The sequence below is a fragment of the Brevibacillus sp. NPDC058079 genome, assembly GCF_042885155.1.
Taxonomy (GTDB): Bacteria; Bacillota; Bacilli; order Brevibacillales; family Brevibacillaceae; genus Brevibacillus.
Window position 1 is genome coordinate 24,629 of the sequence record NZ_JBHVSO010000025.1, and the last position, 15,729, is coordinate 40,357.

At 43.3% G+C, this 15,729-nt stretch carries 11 protein-coding genes and 10 tRNA genes; 2 read left to right on the forward strand and 19 right to left on the reverse strand.

The window, feature by feature from the left end; all coding sequences use genetic code 11:
• The first annotated feature begins 403 nt into the window (after positions 1 to 403).
• On the forward strand, positions 404 to 1,603 hold the full coding sequence (locus ACFVS2_RS33570) for a patatin-like phospholipase family protein (RefSeq protein WP_390240897.1): 1,200 nt from the start codon (positions 404 to 406) through the stop codon (positions 1,601 to 1,603).
• Positions 1,604 to 1,662: 59 nt separating this feature from the next.
• Here ACFVS2_RS33570 and ACFVS2_RS33575 read toward each other — a convergent pair whose 3' ends face one another.
• The 8 genes from ACFVS2_RS33575 to sigW all read right to left on the reverse strand — a co-directional run bounded on the left by ACFVS2_RS33575 (position 1,663) and on the right by sigW (position 13,187).
• Positions 1,663 to 3,882 carry an anti-phage 6A-MBL system cap2_3 protein gene (locus ACFVS2_RS33575; protein WP_390240899.1) on the reverse strand — a complete coding sequence of 740 codons (2,220 nt, stop codon included), beginning with the start codon at positions 3,880 to 3,882 and terminating at the stop codon, positions 1,663 to 1,665.
• Between the two features lies 1 nt (position 3,883).
• The gene (locus ACFVS2_RS33580; RefSeq protein ID WP_390240901.1) at positions 3,884 to 4,996 is read right to left on the reverse strand and encodes an anti-phage 6A-MBL system MBL-fold protein; all 1,113 of its coding nucleotides are present in this window, start codon (positions 4,994 to 4,996) and stop codon (positions 3,884 to 3,886) included.
• A 1,114-nt stretch (positions 4,997 to 6,110) separates the two neighbouring features.
• Complete coding sequence (glmS, locus tag ACFVS2_RS33585) at positions 6,111 to 7,943, reverse strand: glutamine--fructose-6-phosphate transaminase (isomerizing) (RefSeq protein ID WP_390240903.1); 1,833 nt, start codon at positions 7,941 to 7,943, stop codon at positions 6,111 to 6,113.
• A gap of 479 nt (positions 7,944 to 8,422) precedes the next feature.
• On the reverse strand, positions 8,423 to 9,769 hold the full coding sequence (gene glmM, locus ACFVS2_RS33590) for a phosphoglucosamine mutase (protein WP_173621396.1): 1,347 nt from the start codon (positions 9,767 to 9,769) through the stop codon (positions 8,423 to 8,425).
• A 43-nt stretch (positions 9,770 to 9,812) separates the two neighbouring features.
• The gene (locus tag ACFVS2_RS33595) at positions 9,813 to 11,060 is read right to left on the reverse strand and encodes a CdaR family protein (protein ID WP_390240905.1); all 1,248 of its coding nucleotides are present in this window, start codon (positions 11,058 to 11,060) and stop codon (positions 9,813 to 9,815) included.
• Complete coding sequence (cdaA, locus tag ACFVS2_RS33600) at positions 11,053 to 11,877, reverse strand: diadenylate cyclase CdaA (RefSeq protein ID WP_007725283.1); 825 nt, start codon at positions 11,875 to 11,877, stop codon at positions 11,053 to 11,055. The genes ACFVS2_RS33595 and cdaA overlap by 8 nt, the downstream gene beginning before the upstream one ends.
• 105 nt (positions 11,878 to 11,982) lie before the next feature.
• Positions 11,983 to 12,606: a zf-HC2 domain-containing protein gene (locus tag ACFVS2_RS33605; protein WP_007725281.1), complete on the reverse strand. Its 624-nt coding sequence runs from the start codon at positions 12,604 to 12,606 to the stop codon at positions 11,983 to 11,985.
• Between the two features lie 17 nt (positions 12,607 to 12,623).
• The gene (sigW, locus tag ACFVS2_RS33610) at positions 12,624 to 13,187 is read right to left on the reverse strand and encodes an RNA polymerase sigma factor SigW (RefSeq protein WP_007725279.1); all 564 of its coding nucleotides are present in this window, start codon (positions 13,185 to 13,187) and stop codon (positions 12,624 to 12,626) included.
• 169 nt (positions 13,188 to 13,356) lie between these two features.
• On the opposite strand from sigW, the gene ACFVS2_RS33615 reads away from it, so the two are divergent.
• Positions 13,357 to 13,515 carry an aspartyl-phosphate phosphatase Spo0E family protein gene (locus ACFVS2_RS33615; RefSeq protein WP_007725277.1) on the forward strand — a complete coding sequence of 53 codons (159 nt, stop codon included), beginning with the start codon at positions 13,357 to 13,359 and terminating at the stop codon, positions 13,513 to 13,515.
• A gap of 93 nt (positions 13,516 to 13,608) precedes the next feature.
• On the opposite strand, the gene rocF is transcribed toward ACFVS2_RS33615, so the two are convergent.
• The 11 genes from rocF to ACFVS2_RS33670 form a co-directional block, all read right to left on the reverse strand.
• Positions 13,609 to 14,505: an arginase gene (gene rocF, locus ACFVS2_RS33620; RefSeq protein ID WP_012684013.1), complete on the reverse strand. Its 897-nt coding sequence runs from the start codon at positions 14,503 to 14,505 to the stop codon at positions 13,609 to 13,611.
• Between the two features lie 171 nt (positions 14,506 to 14,676).
• Positions 14,677 to 14,750 (reverse strand) — tRNA-Gly (locus tag ACFVS2_RS33625).
• 8 nt (positions 14,751 to 14,758) lie between these two features.
• Positions 14,759 to 14,835, reverse strand: a tRNA-Pro gene (locus tag ACFVS2_RS33630).
• A gap of 5 nt (positions 14,836 to 14,840) precedes the next feature.
• Positions 14,841 to 14,917 (reverse strand) — tRNA-Arg (locus ACFVS2_RS33635).
• Positions 14,918 to 14,937: 20 nt separating this feature from the next.
• A tRNA-Lys gene (locus ACFVS2_RS33640) sits at positions 14,938 to 15,013 on the reverse strand.
• A 6-nt stretch (positions 15,014 to 15,019) separates the two neighbouring features.
• A tRNA-Gln gene (locus ACFVS2_RS33645) sits at positions 15,020 to 15,094 on the reverse strand.
• Between the two features lie 20 nt (positions 15,095 to 15,114).
• A tRNA-Tyr gene (locus ACFVS2_RS33650) sits at positions 15,115 to 15,199 on the reverse strand.
• Between the two features lie 8 nt (positions 15,200 to 15,207).
• Positions 15,208 to 15,283, reverse strand: a tRNA-Val gene (locus ACFVS2_RS33655).
• Positions 15,284 to 15,369: 86 nt separating this feature from the next.
• Positions 15,370 to 15,443 (reverse strand) — tRNA-Glu (locus ACFVS2_RS33660).
• 22 nt (positions 15,444 to 15,465) lie between these two features.
• A tRNA-Thr gene (locus ACFVS2_RS33665) sits at positions 15,466 to 15,538 on the reverse strand.
• A gap of 6 nt (positions 15,539 to 15,544) precedes the next feature.
• A tRNA-Asn gene (locus ACFVS2_RS33670) sits at positions 15,545 to 15,620 on the reverse strand.
• Between the last annotated feature and the right edge of the window lie 109 nt (positions 15,621 to 15,729).

A 15,729-nucleotide genomic window follows, 5' to 3' on the forward strand; every position in this document is an offset into this window, starting at 1 on the left:
GTACGTAATGATTTTTTTCTATTATCGACCTCTAATTTATCCTAAATTACATTTTCTCTCACCATAAACAGCAATAACACCAATAAAGAATCAATCGTATAGTTTGAAACTGTGACCCGTCAGTTGGACACTTGTTTTAAAAGTATCCAACTGACGGGTCACAGTTCAGTATTAGCATTGCGTCTCTTTCATTACCTCTCAATAATGACTAAATCTACTTAGTTACCTTTTTAATTTTCATGTTGTAAGATATTCTAAAGAATAGATCGGTACTATCAATTTTAACCAACTGCATCCATTTCAAAGATTGAGAATGTGTTATGGGTAAAATAACGATATCAAAGTTGTTAAACAGTCCCAAAATTGAGTTATTTTAATCTTCTAACTGGTCAGGTGAAATTTTATGAAAACTAATCAAATTAAACTTTCATTTTCAGGTGGCGGTTTCAGAGCATCGTTTTATTGTCTTGGTGCATATCGCCGTCTTGTTGAGCTAGGCCTTCATCCCATAGTGACCCATATCAGTTCAGTTTCGGGCGGAAGTATTACAGCTGGTGCAATAATGTATGCCCTGTCGAATAGCCCTTTTACTGGTTTGGAGGATTTTGATCAAAGAGTAACCTCTCCAATGAAATCTCTAGGACAAGTTAATTTCAGGAATCAACTTCTAAAAACTGCTTTTTCTCCTTTTCGACTAAAAAATTATATTCCTGAAACCCCCAAAAAAAGATTCACCAGAATCTTTCCGAATTTGTTAGATAAACATATTTTTAAAAATAAATTAATGAAAGATCTTCCCAAATCTCCGGAGTGGAGTTGTAATGCAACATGTTTGAATACATTAAAAAGGTTCCGATTTAAACCCTCTGATATGTACGGATTTGAATTGGGATATTGTAAGGACATGGAAGGAATATCAATTGCCCTTGCAGTTGCTTCCTCCGCTGCATTTCCGTTAATGTTTGCTCCATTACGTTTAAATATCGAAAATAAATATTTTGATAACAAGTACAGTAAAACAAAATTTAACTACAAAACTTTACTTCTCACAGATGGTGGAGTCTATGATAATCTAGGGTCCGAGAATTTACTGAAAGAAGATATCCCTTTTATTATAATTGATGCTTCTTCTGTCTCTTCCCCTTGGCCTGATAATTTGCAGTTAAAATCATATAAACATATTTGGAGAATTTTGTCTGTTAGTTTAGAACAAATTATCCTTCTTCGTAGAAGATTAATTTATCAACATCCTAATAAAAATTGCATTCAGCTAATACTAAGTAAATCAATTAACGATCTTGTTGATTTTGAAACTGAATATAGAAAGCCAGATCGACCATTCCCAGTATTCTCAAACATTTCACCAGAAGTCGAGTTATTGATTGCGGGACTAAGAACTGATCTCGACTTCTTTCACAATATTGAAATAGATTTGCTAATGTGGGCGGGTGAAATTCGTATGGATCTTGCTATTAAATCATTATTTCCACATCTTATTAATAACGATTTATGGATAACTACACCAAAATCTCCCGACTATCCCCTTGATATGATATTAAATAAATTAAATCAAGGACAAAAAAGAATGATATTTAGAACATAATAAATTAATTAAGCAGAGGCACATATAATCGTCCTCTGCTTTTATACTTTTGTCCTTTGCTATACTATTTTTCCTAAATACCATGCAAATTCTCGCCGGTCTCCTGCTATCATCATTAAAGCCGGTTTACCTTCTGGTGACATGTGAGTTTCGAGCCAAGAAAATGCCCTTCGATCTTCAAGACTCGGTAAACATCCGTAACCAGCGGGATGAGAATGCCACTCTCCTACATACTCTAAACCGCCCGAAGTCAATTCTCTGATTTCATCAAGTCTCTTTTGCAAACCCTGGAATCCACGTATATACAATGTTGGCCATTCTCTGCTATCGGGAGGTGAAGATATTGTATCCATAACGTAAACTATTTTACGTTGCATATCAAAAGAACCGATGAGTACACCCCCTGTTTCTTTGGGCAATTTCCCCTCCCTCAATTCGTAAATACGGTTAATAAACCGCCTGTCTGTGCATATTGTCCATTCATTTACTCGGTACTTTATCATCGATTCTAAGGTATATCTACTATATTGAACACTAAAATCACTTGGATTAGTACGCCATATCTGGATGCTACCTTCATCCTCGGTAGGTATTTGCTGCAATGCTCGACTACAGATTGCAGACTGAAGAGCCACTAGATCTTGAGGAATCGTATTACTAACATCCCTGCAGGAATTGGAATATCTTATTTTCTCAGTCCCTCTAAGATGGTGATTATATTTTTCTGGGTAATGAATGATTACTAAATAATACAACATTTCTACATAATCCAGTGTTGTATTTCTCAAGGTATCCTCTGCTAAAACAACCACATCGTAGCCAACTGGGTTCATAAACATGGATAGCCTACGGCTATTGGATGACACGTCAAGAGCAAGATGACGGGCTACCGCAATACTCGTAGATATATCAAGTATAATATCAGCCTGATCTAGCCTTTGCTTTAATGCATCTTCTTCACTTGAAATAATTATATCCTTATTAAAAGCTTGAATTGACTGTCCATCATTTAAGAGAGTGGACACATATTGTTGCAATGCAACAGCCTTATTTACCCCAACATAAATTGAATGCAATCCATGTCTTGCTAGATTGTGGGGTAATAAAAAATCATTGTCTACCAAAGTCCAACTACCATACCCCATTCTCGCCATATTCAAAAGTACTTGAGATCCTAAAGCCCCAGTTCCTATCAGGACAATACCTATATCCTTATTATTTATACCGGATAGGCTACTTGCTAAATCCTTTGAAAAAGAAAAAATAGGTTTTGTAACTGCAACTTTAACAGTTTCTCCATTTGGAATAGTATTCCCAATCAATATGCCTGGGACGTTATTTATTATTTCCCAAGATCCTAAAGCATCACCAATCTGCAAAATGGTATTCAAGCAAATAAACGCCCATATGTCCGTCATTTCAACGGAAGTACCCGCCTTGCGAGTCTTAGGAAGTACCACAATAAGCAACAGTTTGGCATCATAATTCTGAGGGTTGGGCTTATTTTTAAGCCATTCTTTAAGAGAATCACGTAGGTTACCAACTAAATCAATATTTGCAGTTGATAGGATTGTGTGAAGATCTTGTAATGTTGATGGTTGTTTATGTATAATTCCATGCTCTTGGGGATCACCCATGAACATGTATCCAATAAACGGAATTAAGTTACTCTGTTCAGATAAAGGGCGACATTCCAAAAAACGAAGTTCTGCATCACGAGGATGGATTTCCAATAAAAGAGGCTGAAATTCTTTAATATTTCCTAATAAATCAATCGGAAGAATTATATGAGTTCCGCTGATGAAAAAAGGTTCCAGTGGCTGATCAATGGCATGAAGTATTCCGTGCGCCGTTTGTGCTAACCATTCTCTAATACGCTCAATAAACGCGATAGGTGTCCAACGTAACTTATGTTCTTTGAAATCTAATTCATACAAGCAAAGACTGCGTGGAATATCATACTCTCTCAGATTTAAATGTGGCACCGCGGGAAAATCAGTGCGAAGGACAAGTACCTCCGGAAACCTATTGTCCTCAGGATAGAATTCAACAGCAATTCGCTCGATCTGCCGAATATCATGAACCAAACGTTGGCCTAATTCCACTTCTGTTTCAAACACTATAATTTCGGTGGAGTTTTCTTTTCGTCGCGCTTCTAAAAAGGAAATATAAGGAAAGGAATTGGCCCGCATAATGCTTGCCAATTCCTTAGCCTTATCAATACTTAGATCATCAGGATGAATTAATTCCCCTTCTGGGATTACAAATAGTTCTTCCATTTCATACACCTACCCTTGGCGCAGATGTACTTGTTATTACAGATGCTCCAAAAGCTATTGATTTTTTTAACTTAGCACCTAACTCGTCGATTGTAATGACTAATGGCTCTGGCTTTGAAACTTTAGGATGTTCCATCGTCACAACAAATGATCCGGAAATATTAGAAGCAATTTCCTTATAGCAATTAGCAGCTTGCCGATGTGGTGGTTGTGTATCCGACCCACTAGTTGGAATTACATTACTGCTTGAAACTAATATACCCCTATGGTTCCCCTGTTCTAAGAGCCATTTCACATTTTCAACCGGCTCAGTTTTATCTTTTCCTTTATCATTATTCAATGCCAGATAACTACAATGATGAGGGATATCGTAAATATCCCATTCCAATCGTTCTTCTCGACCATGACTTTTAGTTATCTCAACAATTTCAGTTAATACCTCATGCTCTGAGTCACCAATCAACATAAATTTAGTTTTTTCATTACCATTGAAAAATGTTGCGTGAAAAATTAATGAAGAGCTGTTCCGATCAACCACGGTATCTTCAACATGTTTTGCAAAGGGAGAGTGTACAAAAAATTCAACTCCATCTTTTGTAGCCGAAATCCCAGGAACAAGCTGTCCAGCATCAGTTATTAAATGTTTTATGTCTTCTAAGTTCAGCCCTTCTGATTCTAACCATTCAATCAAAACATCAGGTCTAGAAAATACTCTAATTCCTTGGCCTTGCTTCAACCGATATCGTGCTTCCGCTCTAATAACAAATGCGTCACCTGATAGATTTCCCTCTATAATAAACGCTGCAGGTACCCATAACTCTTTTATTTTTATACGATCAGCACTTTGATATTTTTTAGCATGTTCCAGGTAAAAAAAATCAGAAGATCCACAAACATGGTCATCATCTGCATGGGTAAATGCAACTACATCATAATCATCCCGATTATCTGCTTCAAGATCATTCCGAAGTTCTGTCGCAACATCAATACATAGATTATCGTCGTTGTCAGGTTGATAAAAGTGAGCATAGTCAAATAACATTTTTTTCCCGCATTCTAAATCTATTTTACAGGTATCACCGTTTCCTACTGGATAAAACGTAATTTTGTGCATGCTAGCTCCCCCTCTATCATCAAACGTACGTTCCACTACATTAATAGTACTGTAAATAAATTGAATATTACATCTAAACATAATAGCATAAAAATAAAACGAGAATAATCATACTAGTATTAATCCGGTATATCCATCAATCTCACCCAACGAATTCTAAAAGTAGCACTAACTACTCCCTATTTTCTCAGATAATAGATTACTTCGTCATCTAAAATAATTCGACAACACAAAGAAATCCTCTGTGAAAATATCTATATACTGGATATTATCAAACAATACAAGTAGTAAGCAGGTAATTTTATTATTTAAATCTGTTTTTCATTCGATACTTCTTTAACTTTTCAGTTCACAGTAAAGTTATCAATTAGATCACTATGAATTTTAACATATTTATTACTTAGTCCAGATACCCGGATAAGTTCCCAGTATTTAATATTTGCGCAAGTTCCCTTCAATTCTAGTAACCTAAGATTTATCCGTCTTCTCTGAAAATCTTCTACAGTTTCCACTACATTCTCTAGTTGTTTAGCTGTTTTCGGGAGCTTATGTAAGTAGTTAAATAAAACCGGAAGGCCATTGTTCGCGGATATCAATCACCCCATCAAGCCATTCACAATAATAAAGATACTTTCTTTCAAGCTCAGACAACGTATGAATTATCCGATCGGTCTTCCATCTCTTATGTCTTGCTATCCATCCTTCAGATGCAACTTTGTTATCATGCGCTTGTATAAAAGGTTAGTAATCTAATCCATCGCCTTGACCACATCCTTTGTTTATATAACTTTGTTGAAGTTTACCTATACGTTTCCCTCTTCTCGACATGACAAACCCTCCGATTTTTCGAATAAATTATGTATTCAGTTAATTGGGTTTTGTGTAAATCATGCAGTTACCCCTATATACAACTAATGGCCTCGCCTATAAGGCGAAGCCATCAATTTTTAGTTAGTTTCTATTATAGCCGAATTGTAAATACAATAGTCTTATTATTGTTATAAAAACTAACCTTTTTGTAAAAGTACCAACTTAATTATAAAGTTACTAACTATTATGTCTAGGCACTAACTTTAATGTCACCAGACAAAGAATTGTTCTTATTCCTTCAACCCTACTCAACCGTCACACTCTTCGCCAAGTTCCGTGGTTTATCCACATCAAGGCCGCGAGCGACAGAAGCGTAGTAAGCAAGCAATTGCAATGGAATGACGGTCAGAATCGGTGTGAGCATTGGCAGTGTGGCTGGCATGTAAATAACCTCATCCACACTCTTCGCCAGGTCGTGGTTGCCTTCAGTCGCAAAGCCCAGTACATGAGCGCCGCGAGCTTTTACTTCCACGATATTGCTTACCGTTTTTGCGTAGATGTCTGGTTGCGTAGCCAAAGCTACAACTGGAACATTATCTTCAATCAGCGCAAGTGTACCGTGCTTCAGCTCACCAGCTGGATACGCCTCGGAGTGAATGTAGGAGATTTCTTTCAGCTTCAGAGAGCCTTCCAGCGATACCGCATAGTCGAGGCTGCGGCCGATGAAGAACAGGCTGCTTACCTCTTTTGTGCCCTCTGCAAAGCAACGAATCTGATCATCGTCATTCAGCATGGAAGCGATTTTGCCAGGGATCTCGCTCAGGTGATCAACGACTTCCGCAACCTCAGCAGCCGCCATGGTGCCTTTTACTTGAGCCAAATACAGGCTGAACAAGTACAGGGCAACGACTTGGGAGGTGTATGCTTTCGTAGATGCTACCGCTACTTCCGGACCAGCCCACGTAAAGATCACTTCGTCAGCTTCACGAGCTACAGAGCTGCCTACCACGTTGGTGATAGCCAACACCTTCACGTTGCTCTTCTTCGCCTCACGCAGTGCAGCCAGCGTGTCTGCTGTCTCACCAGATTGGCTGATGACGATCATCAGTGTCTTGTCTGTGTAGATCGGATCACGGTAACGGAACTCGGAAGCGACTGCTACCTCTACAGGTACGCGAGTCCATTTTTCGATAACATCCTTACCGACGAGACCTGCGTGCATGGAAGTACCGCATGCCACGATGTAGATGCGATCATATGTCGCCAGTTCCACATCGCTCATTTTCAGCTCAGGCAAAATCACTCGCTTATTGTCCTCGTCAATGCGGGCACCCATGGTATCGCGAACAGCTTGAGGCTGCTCGTGCATTTCCTTGAGCATGAAGGAATCATATCCGCCTTTTTCCGCTTGTACCAGATCCCACTCGACATGGAACAGTTCCCGCTCGATTTTCTCTCCGGTCTCTGCGTTCATCAGTTCCACACCATCGCGAGTCAACACAGCCATTTCGCCTTCGTTCAAAATGTACACGTCACGTGTATGCTCCAAAATAGCCGGGATATCCGAACCGATAAAGCTCTCGCCTTGACCCACACCAACTACCAATGGGCTAGCCAAACGAATCGCTACCAGCTTATCTGGCTCGTGCTCCGTCATGATTCCCAATGCATAGGCACCACGCATGCGTTGCACAGCACGACGCGCTGTAGAAACGATATCGCCATCGTACATGTCCGCGAGCAAGTGAGCGATAACCTCAGTATCTGTCTCAGAAGTGAACGTGTAGCCTTTTGCCAGCAGCTCTTCTTTCAATGGCAGGAAGTTTTCGATAATCCCGTTGTGAACGACTGCAAAAGCCGATTTCTCGTCTGTATGTGGGTGGGAGTTCTCGTCAGACGGTTTTCCGTGTGTCGCCCAACGTGTATGCCCGATTCCCATAGAACCAGCCAATGGGTTCGATTCCAAACGACCCTCGAGAACAGCCAGTCGACCCTGAGCTTTTGAGTACTCTAATCCGTTTGCATTCACGACAGCGACCCCTGCTGAATCATAGCCGCGATACTCCAGCTTGCGAAGCCCTCCGATCACGATGTCTTGCGCTTGTTTATTTCCAATATATCCAACGATTCCGCACATAAGTGTATGGTCCCCTTCCAAATTGGCGAGGGACTTCCACCCGAACAATGGTACGGGGTGAGTCCCCCGCCATTCCATGTTTTTTATATGATCATGCTGTTTCAACTATTTCGGCAATGGAAAAAAACGTATCACACACAAGGTTTTGTCCATCAGATCACCCTGATGTTTTGTCCCTGCGCTCTGCGGCAGTGATACTGCTGCCGGGAGGTATCCGCCGAATCCTTCGATAAACCTCCACCTCGTCCACTGGGCTCCATGTCGGGCAGCCTCAGTGCTGGCGCTTTTCAATGATATGCATTTGATTTACGATGCTTGTTCTTTTTTGCACAATCCCTCCCATTTTTCTTTCTTTGTGCTTGGGCACATGAACACTGTACCACAGTTTGTGAAGAGCGACAATATCTCGTCTTCGTATTTTAGTTGTATGCAAAAGGGAGCGGCATAGAAACCGCTCCCTGCAACTTTTTACACTAATTTTACACCAGTTCTTGTTTGACCACGTCCACGATCCGATTCACGAGCCCTTCCAATTGTGACGCATCTGGACCTTCTGCCATGACACGTACGATTGGCTCTGTTCCGGACGGACGAACCAGAACGCGACCATTGCCAGCCAAATCTTCTTCCACTTCACGGATGGCCTGCGCAATAGCTTCATTGCCATTCAGCTTTGACTTGTCCTCTACACGGACATTGATCAGAAGCTGCGGATACTTGACCATCACCTGTTTGAGCTCGGACAACGGCTTGCCAGACTCCTTGATGATGTTCAAGAGCTGCAGACCCGTTAACAGACCGTCTCCTGTCGTATTGTAGTCCAGGAAGACGATATGACCGGACTGTTCGCCACCGAGATTATAGCCGCCGCGCAGCATCTCTTCTACTACATAGCGATCCCCTACAGCAGTCTTCGTCGTATTGATGGAGCACTCCTCCATCCCTTTGAAGAAGCCCATGTTGGCCATTACGGTCGTAACAACTGTATTGTTGTTGAGCTTTCCTTTTGCCTTGAGTGCTCGTGCACAGATCGCCATAATATAGTCGCCGTCGATGATTTCACCATTATCATCTACTGCAATGCAGCGATCCGCGTCCCCATCAAAGGAAAGACCCAAGTCAGCTTTATGCTTCAAAACTTCTTCTACTAGACGTTCAGGATGCGTTGAACCGCACTGGTCATTGATGTTGATTCCATTCGGATTCGCACCAATCGTGATCACTTCAGCGTCCACATCCGCAAACAGGCGAGCTGCCAATGATGAGACAGCACCATTTGCACAGTCCAGGACTACCTTCAGACCATCAAATCGCTCAGATACGGTACTCTTCAAGTGAGAGAGGTACTTTTGTCCACCCTCCAGGAATTCCAGAACCGTCCCGATTTGTTCGCCTGTTGGTCGAGGCATAGTATCCTCTGCCGCGTCCAAATACTGTTCTACTTCAGCTTCCACTTCGTCGGACAGTTTAAAACCGTTGCTGCCGAAGAACTTGATTCCGTTATCCGGAAACGGATTGTGAGAGGCGGAGATCATAACACCCGCATCTGCACCAAGTGCACGTGTGAGATACGCTACCCCCGAGGTGGAGATAACACCCAATCTGACCACTTCTGCTCCAACCGATAACAGTCCAGCCAAAAGTGCGTTTTCCAGCATTTGACCGGAAATGCGCGTATCGCGCCCAATCACCACTTTTGGTTTCCCTTCCTGCTTGTGTCTGGTGAGAACGTAACCGCCAACACGTCCGATTTTAAATGCCAGTTCGGGTGTCAGTTGTGTATTTGCTACACCGCGTACACCGTCTGTTCCGAAATACTTCCCCATGATTGTCCCTCATTTCCTTCCTTGTGCACACAACAGCTTATGTCTACCTTTGCTTGTTCGTGATTTGAATTGTGACCTTTTTCGGTGCGCCCGCAGAAGTCTTGATATACTCCGACTGATTGAAGATGTAATTCAATGGTACTTCGTATACACCCGCCGGCATATTGCTGACATCTGCTACGACCTGCAAGTCTTCATGCCTCAACTGATTCAGCACGTCTGGTGCGCCGATCACGTCGAAGTCGATTGTAGACATCTCCTGGCCATCGGTGGATAGTACCTTTGCTTCCATGCTTTCTGATAGCCCGCTAATGCGAATCGGAATCTTATCCAAACGCTTGGTCGTTGATGGAACGACTTTCAGCGATACGGTCACATACTCCGGCTCGACCTTCACGATATTATCCATTAACGGTATCTTTAACTCTATGTCGCGATCTGATGTAATGTTGCCGAGATCGATTTCCGGGCCTGGGTATGTGTTGGATTTGATGCCATCAATGACTTCCTTCGGTCCATAGACCGTGACCTCTTCCACATTCATACCCATACTAGCCAAACTATAGCCATTCGGTAATTCATTCGTCAAGTTTAATTTGATTGGCACTTTGGCAAACGGACTCGTTACGGGGATGTTCACTTCTACCGTAAGTGGCACCACATCCGCCCCTTGAATCACGTTACCAGACTTGTCCACGACTTTGAGCGGAACCGTTGTCTTGATTGCCGAAGTAGCTCCTTCCAGGTCAACCGAAGCCTTAACTGCTGCTACCTTATTCACTTGGCTTTCAGGTACCCTTACAAGTGCTCTAAACGGCTTCACAATAGGCTCTCCAGCCGTGTAACCAGGGGCGACCTGTCCCAATTTCTCCACGGAAACTTCACGCTCAACGGTCTTTTTCTCTTCCAAGGTAATTTCCACGATATTCGGGATGATCCCTACCTTGACTTCATCCGGGAATCCTTTGTACTGGACAGGTACACGATGTGTTCCTTTGCCCAGGCTCGTCGCATCGACATACACTTCCCACGATTCCTCTGGGAAGAAATTGTGTCGATAAAAAGGATTATTGCTTTCCAAGGCGACCTTTACCGTTCGTTGCTGCTTAACCACTTGATAACGATCGGTATCGTATTTCACATGCAAATTGACACTATCAATAAAAGTTGGCTGACTTGCCTCAGGAGTCGTCGTTTGTTCGGCTTCCAGATTGACAATCATCCACGTCATGATAGCCAAAAGCAACGCAACAGCACGTGCAAACCAGTGACTGTTTAACCATTTATCCATGTTTTCGCCTCCATTGCCAACGACTTCCCATGGATTTGCCTTTGGACAGAGGCTGAAGCTGTTCTGTCAGCATCTCTGCCAGTTGCGCCTCCGTCAGATTACGATTCATTGCTCCATGTGCAGCAAAGGACACCTGACCAGTCTCTTCAGATACGATGATCGCAATGCCATCGGAAACCTCACTTAACCCTATTGCCGCTCGATGGCGCGTCCCCAACTCTTTGGAGATGGAATTGTTTTCAGACAGTGGAAGATAACAGGCAGCAGCCATAATCATGTCTTTTCGCATAATGACTGCACCATCATGCAACGGCGTATTCGGGATGAAAATATTAATCAACAGCTCTGAGCTGACTCGCCCGTTAATACCAATACCCGTTTCCACGTAGTCATTTAGACCCGTCTCTCTCTCAATGACGATCAACGCACCAATACGACGCTTGGCCATGTACGTAACCGATTTGCCCACCTCTTGAACCAAGCGGCTAACCGCCTCGTCATCCTGCGTACTGCTTGAACGGGAAAAAAGCTTGCCTCGACCAAGCTGCTCCAGTGCTCGACGCAACTCCGGCTGGAAGATGATGACGACCGCCAAAACCCCGAATGTAAAAGCTTGATTCATCAGCGCGTGTAGTGCCGTCAGCTGAAAATATTTACTGAGGAACCATGTGATAACGATGACCATAATCCCCTTCAGCAATTGTACAGCGCGCGTCCCGCGAATAAGCATAATGATTTTATAGAACACGTATGTAACGAGTAAAATATCCGTTGCATACCGTAGCAAATCCCCATAATCCATGGATATCGATATCATAACGAAGCCCCCATATCTCGCTCCATCTAATGAAGTCAGTCTATCTCCTGCGGAAAAAGCACGGCTCCACTGCCGTGCTCTGATAGCTGTACTCTCTATTTTCTCTTATGGCAAGATCGGAAGCAAGTCATTTCCAATATTTTTCACCTCATACCAAATCCAATCTACGATTGCTTCGATCGATTCGGTATTTCCCACGACTTGGGCGGTAGATGCCACGAACACTTTTCCTTCAATGGCCACAACATTTCCTGTTACATGGCCTCGAACATCTACGTTTCCGTTGCGAACAACCAAGTCTCCATCAATATTGGTTCCTGCTGGTACAACTACGACATTGCGTTCACGATCTATTTTTAATTTATCCAAATTAGCAGAGGATACTTGTAGTGTGTCATCCCGATCAAACCAACTGTTGAATACGCTGCCGGTCATCAAAAAGAGAAATACCGCTGCAGCTGTCAAAAACGGATGATTACGAAGCCATCCTGATAACAGATTCGCTTTCGTCGGCGCAGGCAATTGCGCAAGTACACGAGCTGTAAAATCAGAAGAGACATGAATATGTGAAGCGCTTTGAACAAAAGCGATGGCTCTCTGCAACTCATGCATATGCTGGCGACAACTCACACAAGACTTTATGTGTGTTTGCAATTGCAGATTGGCTAATTCATCAGTGTCCCCATCTAGATATTCGTGGATGAGGCAAATCATATCCCGGCATTCCATCGTGATTTTCTCCTTTCTCACATCAATCGCAACTTGCTGCGTAATGCTTCCCTTCCTCGGTGAATACGCGTCTTGATTGTCGTTATGGGAAGCTTTACGATATCGCTGATCTCCTGCAACGACAAATCCTCGATATAACGCAAGATCATAATCGAGCGATATTTGGGCTGTAAGTGAGACAAAGCATCTTGCACCGTCTCCTGCAGCTCCTGCGTTACGACTTTGTCCTCCGGTGTTCGCTCGTTAGAAGACAGGCGTGAATACCAGTCCAGGCCTTGCCCTGGTTCGGTTTCTTCATCCAATGAAAAGTCAGGTCGTTTTTTTCGGCCACGGTCGATACATAGATTGGTCGCGATCCTGTAGATCCACGTGGAGAACTTATAGTTGTCATCGTATGAATGCAAATTGGCATAGACACGCAAAAATGTTTCCTGCGCGATGTCCTCTGCATCCTGACGGTTTCCCACCATACGATATGCGAGCTGAAATATCTTGTCTTTATAAATCTCGATTAACTCCGCAAAAGCTTCACGGTCTCCGCGTTTTGCCCGCTGAGTCAACCGTTTCTCTACAAAATCCATGCGATCCTCCCCACAATACCGTAATCCTATATACGGATGATACTGCATATGGTTTCATTTTTAATCTTGTGTTTGTGCAGATAATTTGTTGGGAAATAGAGGAATAAGCGTTTGCTTTCCTCTATATATAAGTAATGATAGCTCATTTATCTCACGGGTGGAAAGGAGAGTGCAACGATTGTCAAAAAAAGACGTTCTCCTCGAGATTGAAATGCTGCGAAAAGAACTCAACGATCAGTACAAAAAACAAGCCTGCATTACTCCAGAATTAGTTACGCTGAGTGTACAACTGGACCAGCTATTAAATAAACTTCGACTCCATCCTTAGAATGTACAGCTTTCCCCCATCAATGTAAAGATGCGGAAAAACAAAAAAAGAGGGCCAAAAGCCTCTCTTTTTTCATGATCTTCTTCATTTATTTTACAGTAATTTATCACCAAAAACGGAACTCATCAAAGCGACTGCAACGCGAGCTGTCATGTTTTCTCGGTCAAGAATTGGGTTGACCTCTACGAATTCTGCAGAACAAAGAATATCCGCATCTGCTAGCATTTCCAATGAGACATGCCCTTCACGATAGGAGATACCACCTATTACTGGCGTCCCTACTCCCGGAGCATCGTGTGGATCAAGTCCATCCAAGTCGAGACTCAAATGCACGCCATCTGTGTTTTTGGACACATGCGCGATTGCTTCATCCATGACTCGAGCCATACCCAATTTATCAATTTCATGCATGGTGAAAACCTTCATCCCAATACGCTTGATCAATTCACGCTCACCTTGATCCAGATCACGCGCACCGATAATAACCACGTTTTCTGCCTTTACCTTCGGTGTATATCCCCCAATGTTCGTCAGACGCTCATGCCCATACCCCAAGCTCGCTGCCAAAGGCATACCGTGAATATTTCCCGATGGAGAAGTGGCACCCGTATTTAAATCACCATGAGCATCAAACCAAATCACGCCCAGGTTTTTTACGTGCTTAGCCACACCTGCTATGGTTCCAAGGGCAATACTGTGATCGCCACCCAATACGAGCGGGAATCGACCAGCAGTCATGATATCGCTTACAACATTGGCAAGCTTTTCATTGGCTTCCACGACTTCATCCAGGTATTTATGGTTTTCCGTCTCGGTGAAGTGGTGAGGACGCGTTACAAAAATATCTCCTCGGTCTTCAATATTGAAACCCATCTTTTCCAGGCGTGCTACAACACCTGCATAACGAATAGCGCTAGGTCCCATATCAACTCCACGGCGGTCTGCACCTAGATCCATCGGTACACCAACAATGCTCATGTTTTTGTTCATAGAAGTGCCACCCTTTCCTTCGTTCATTCATTCTCTACTCCTATATTGTAGCCCCGGAGAGCAAAATGACTCAACTCGACATGATTTTGCATAAATAACCTGTCGGACAAGCTTTGTCAAAAACACAAAAAAACGAGTAACCATGTCGGTTTCTCGTTTCTAAAAAGCATATGGAGCGGGTGATGGGAATCGAACCCACGCGACCAGCTTGGAAGGCTGGAGTTCTACCATTGAACTACACCCGCATAAAAAATGGTCGGGAAGACAGGATTCGAACCTGCGACCCCTTGGTCCCAAGCCAAGTACTCTACCAAGCTGAGCTACTTCCCGATAAGTGGCGTGCCCTGAGAGATTCGAACTCCCGACCTTTTGATTCGTAGTCAAACGCTCTATCCAGCTGAGCTAAGGGCACCTATTATGATTTTAAAAAACTGGTGAGCCATGAAGGACTCGAACCTTCGACCCTCTGATTAAAAGTCAGATGCTCTACCAACTGAGCTAATGGCTCGCAAAATGGCTGGGGTACTAGGATTTGAACCTAGGAATGACGGAGTCAAAGTCCGTTGCCTTACCGCTTGGCTATACCCCAACAACCCGCAAAATAAAAAATGGTGGGGAGAGACGGATTCGAACCGCCGAACCCGGAGGGAGCAGATTTACAGTCTGCCGTGTTTAGCCACTTCACTATCTCCCCATTTTTTATGGTGGAGGCTGACGGGATCGAACCGCCGACCCTCTGCTTGTAAGGCAGATGCTCTCCCAGCTGAGCTAAGCCTCCAAATCCCTGACAAAGTGACGAGTATGCTTCTTAGCATACTCTGGTAACTCTGCAGGTACCTTAACAGTCGTTAAGGTGTTTTTAGGTGACCCGTAGGGGATTCGAACCCCTGTATGACAGCGTGAAAGGCTGCTGTGTTAAACCGCTTCACCAACGGGCCATTTTCATAAGATTTCTTCAGGTGCTCCCGACAGGAATCGAACCTGCGACCTCTTCCTTACCATGGAAACGCTCTACCGACTGAGCTACAGGAGCATAATATGGCTCCTCGGGACGGACTCGAACCGCCGACCGATCGGTTAACAGCCGATTGCTCTACCAACTGAGCTACCGAGGAACATTGAAGGTTTGTTCCTTCAAAACTGAATACGCATGATTGCTAAGTGTGTGGATAAGTCCTCGACCGATTAGTATTCGTCAGCTCCACGCGTTACCGCGCTTCCACA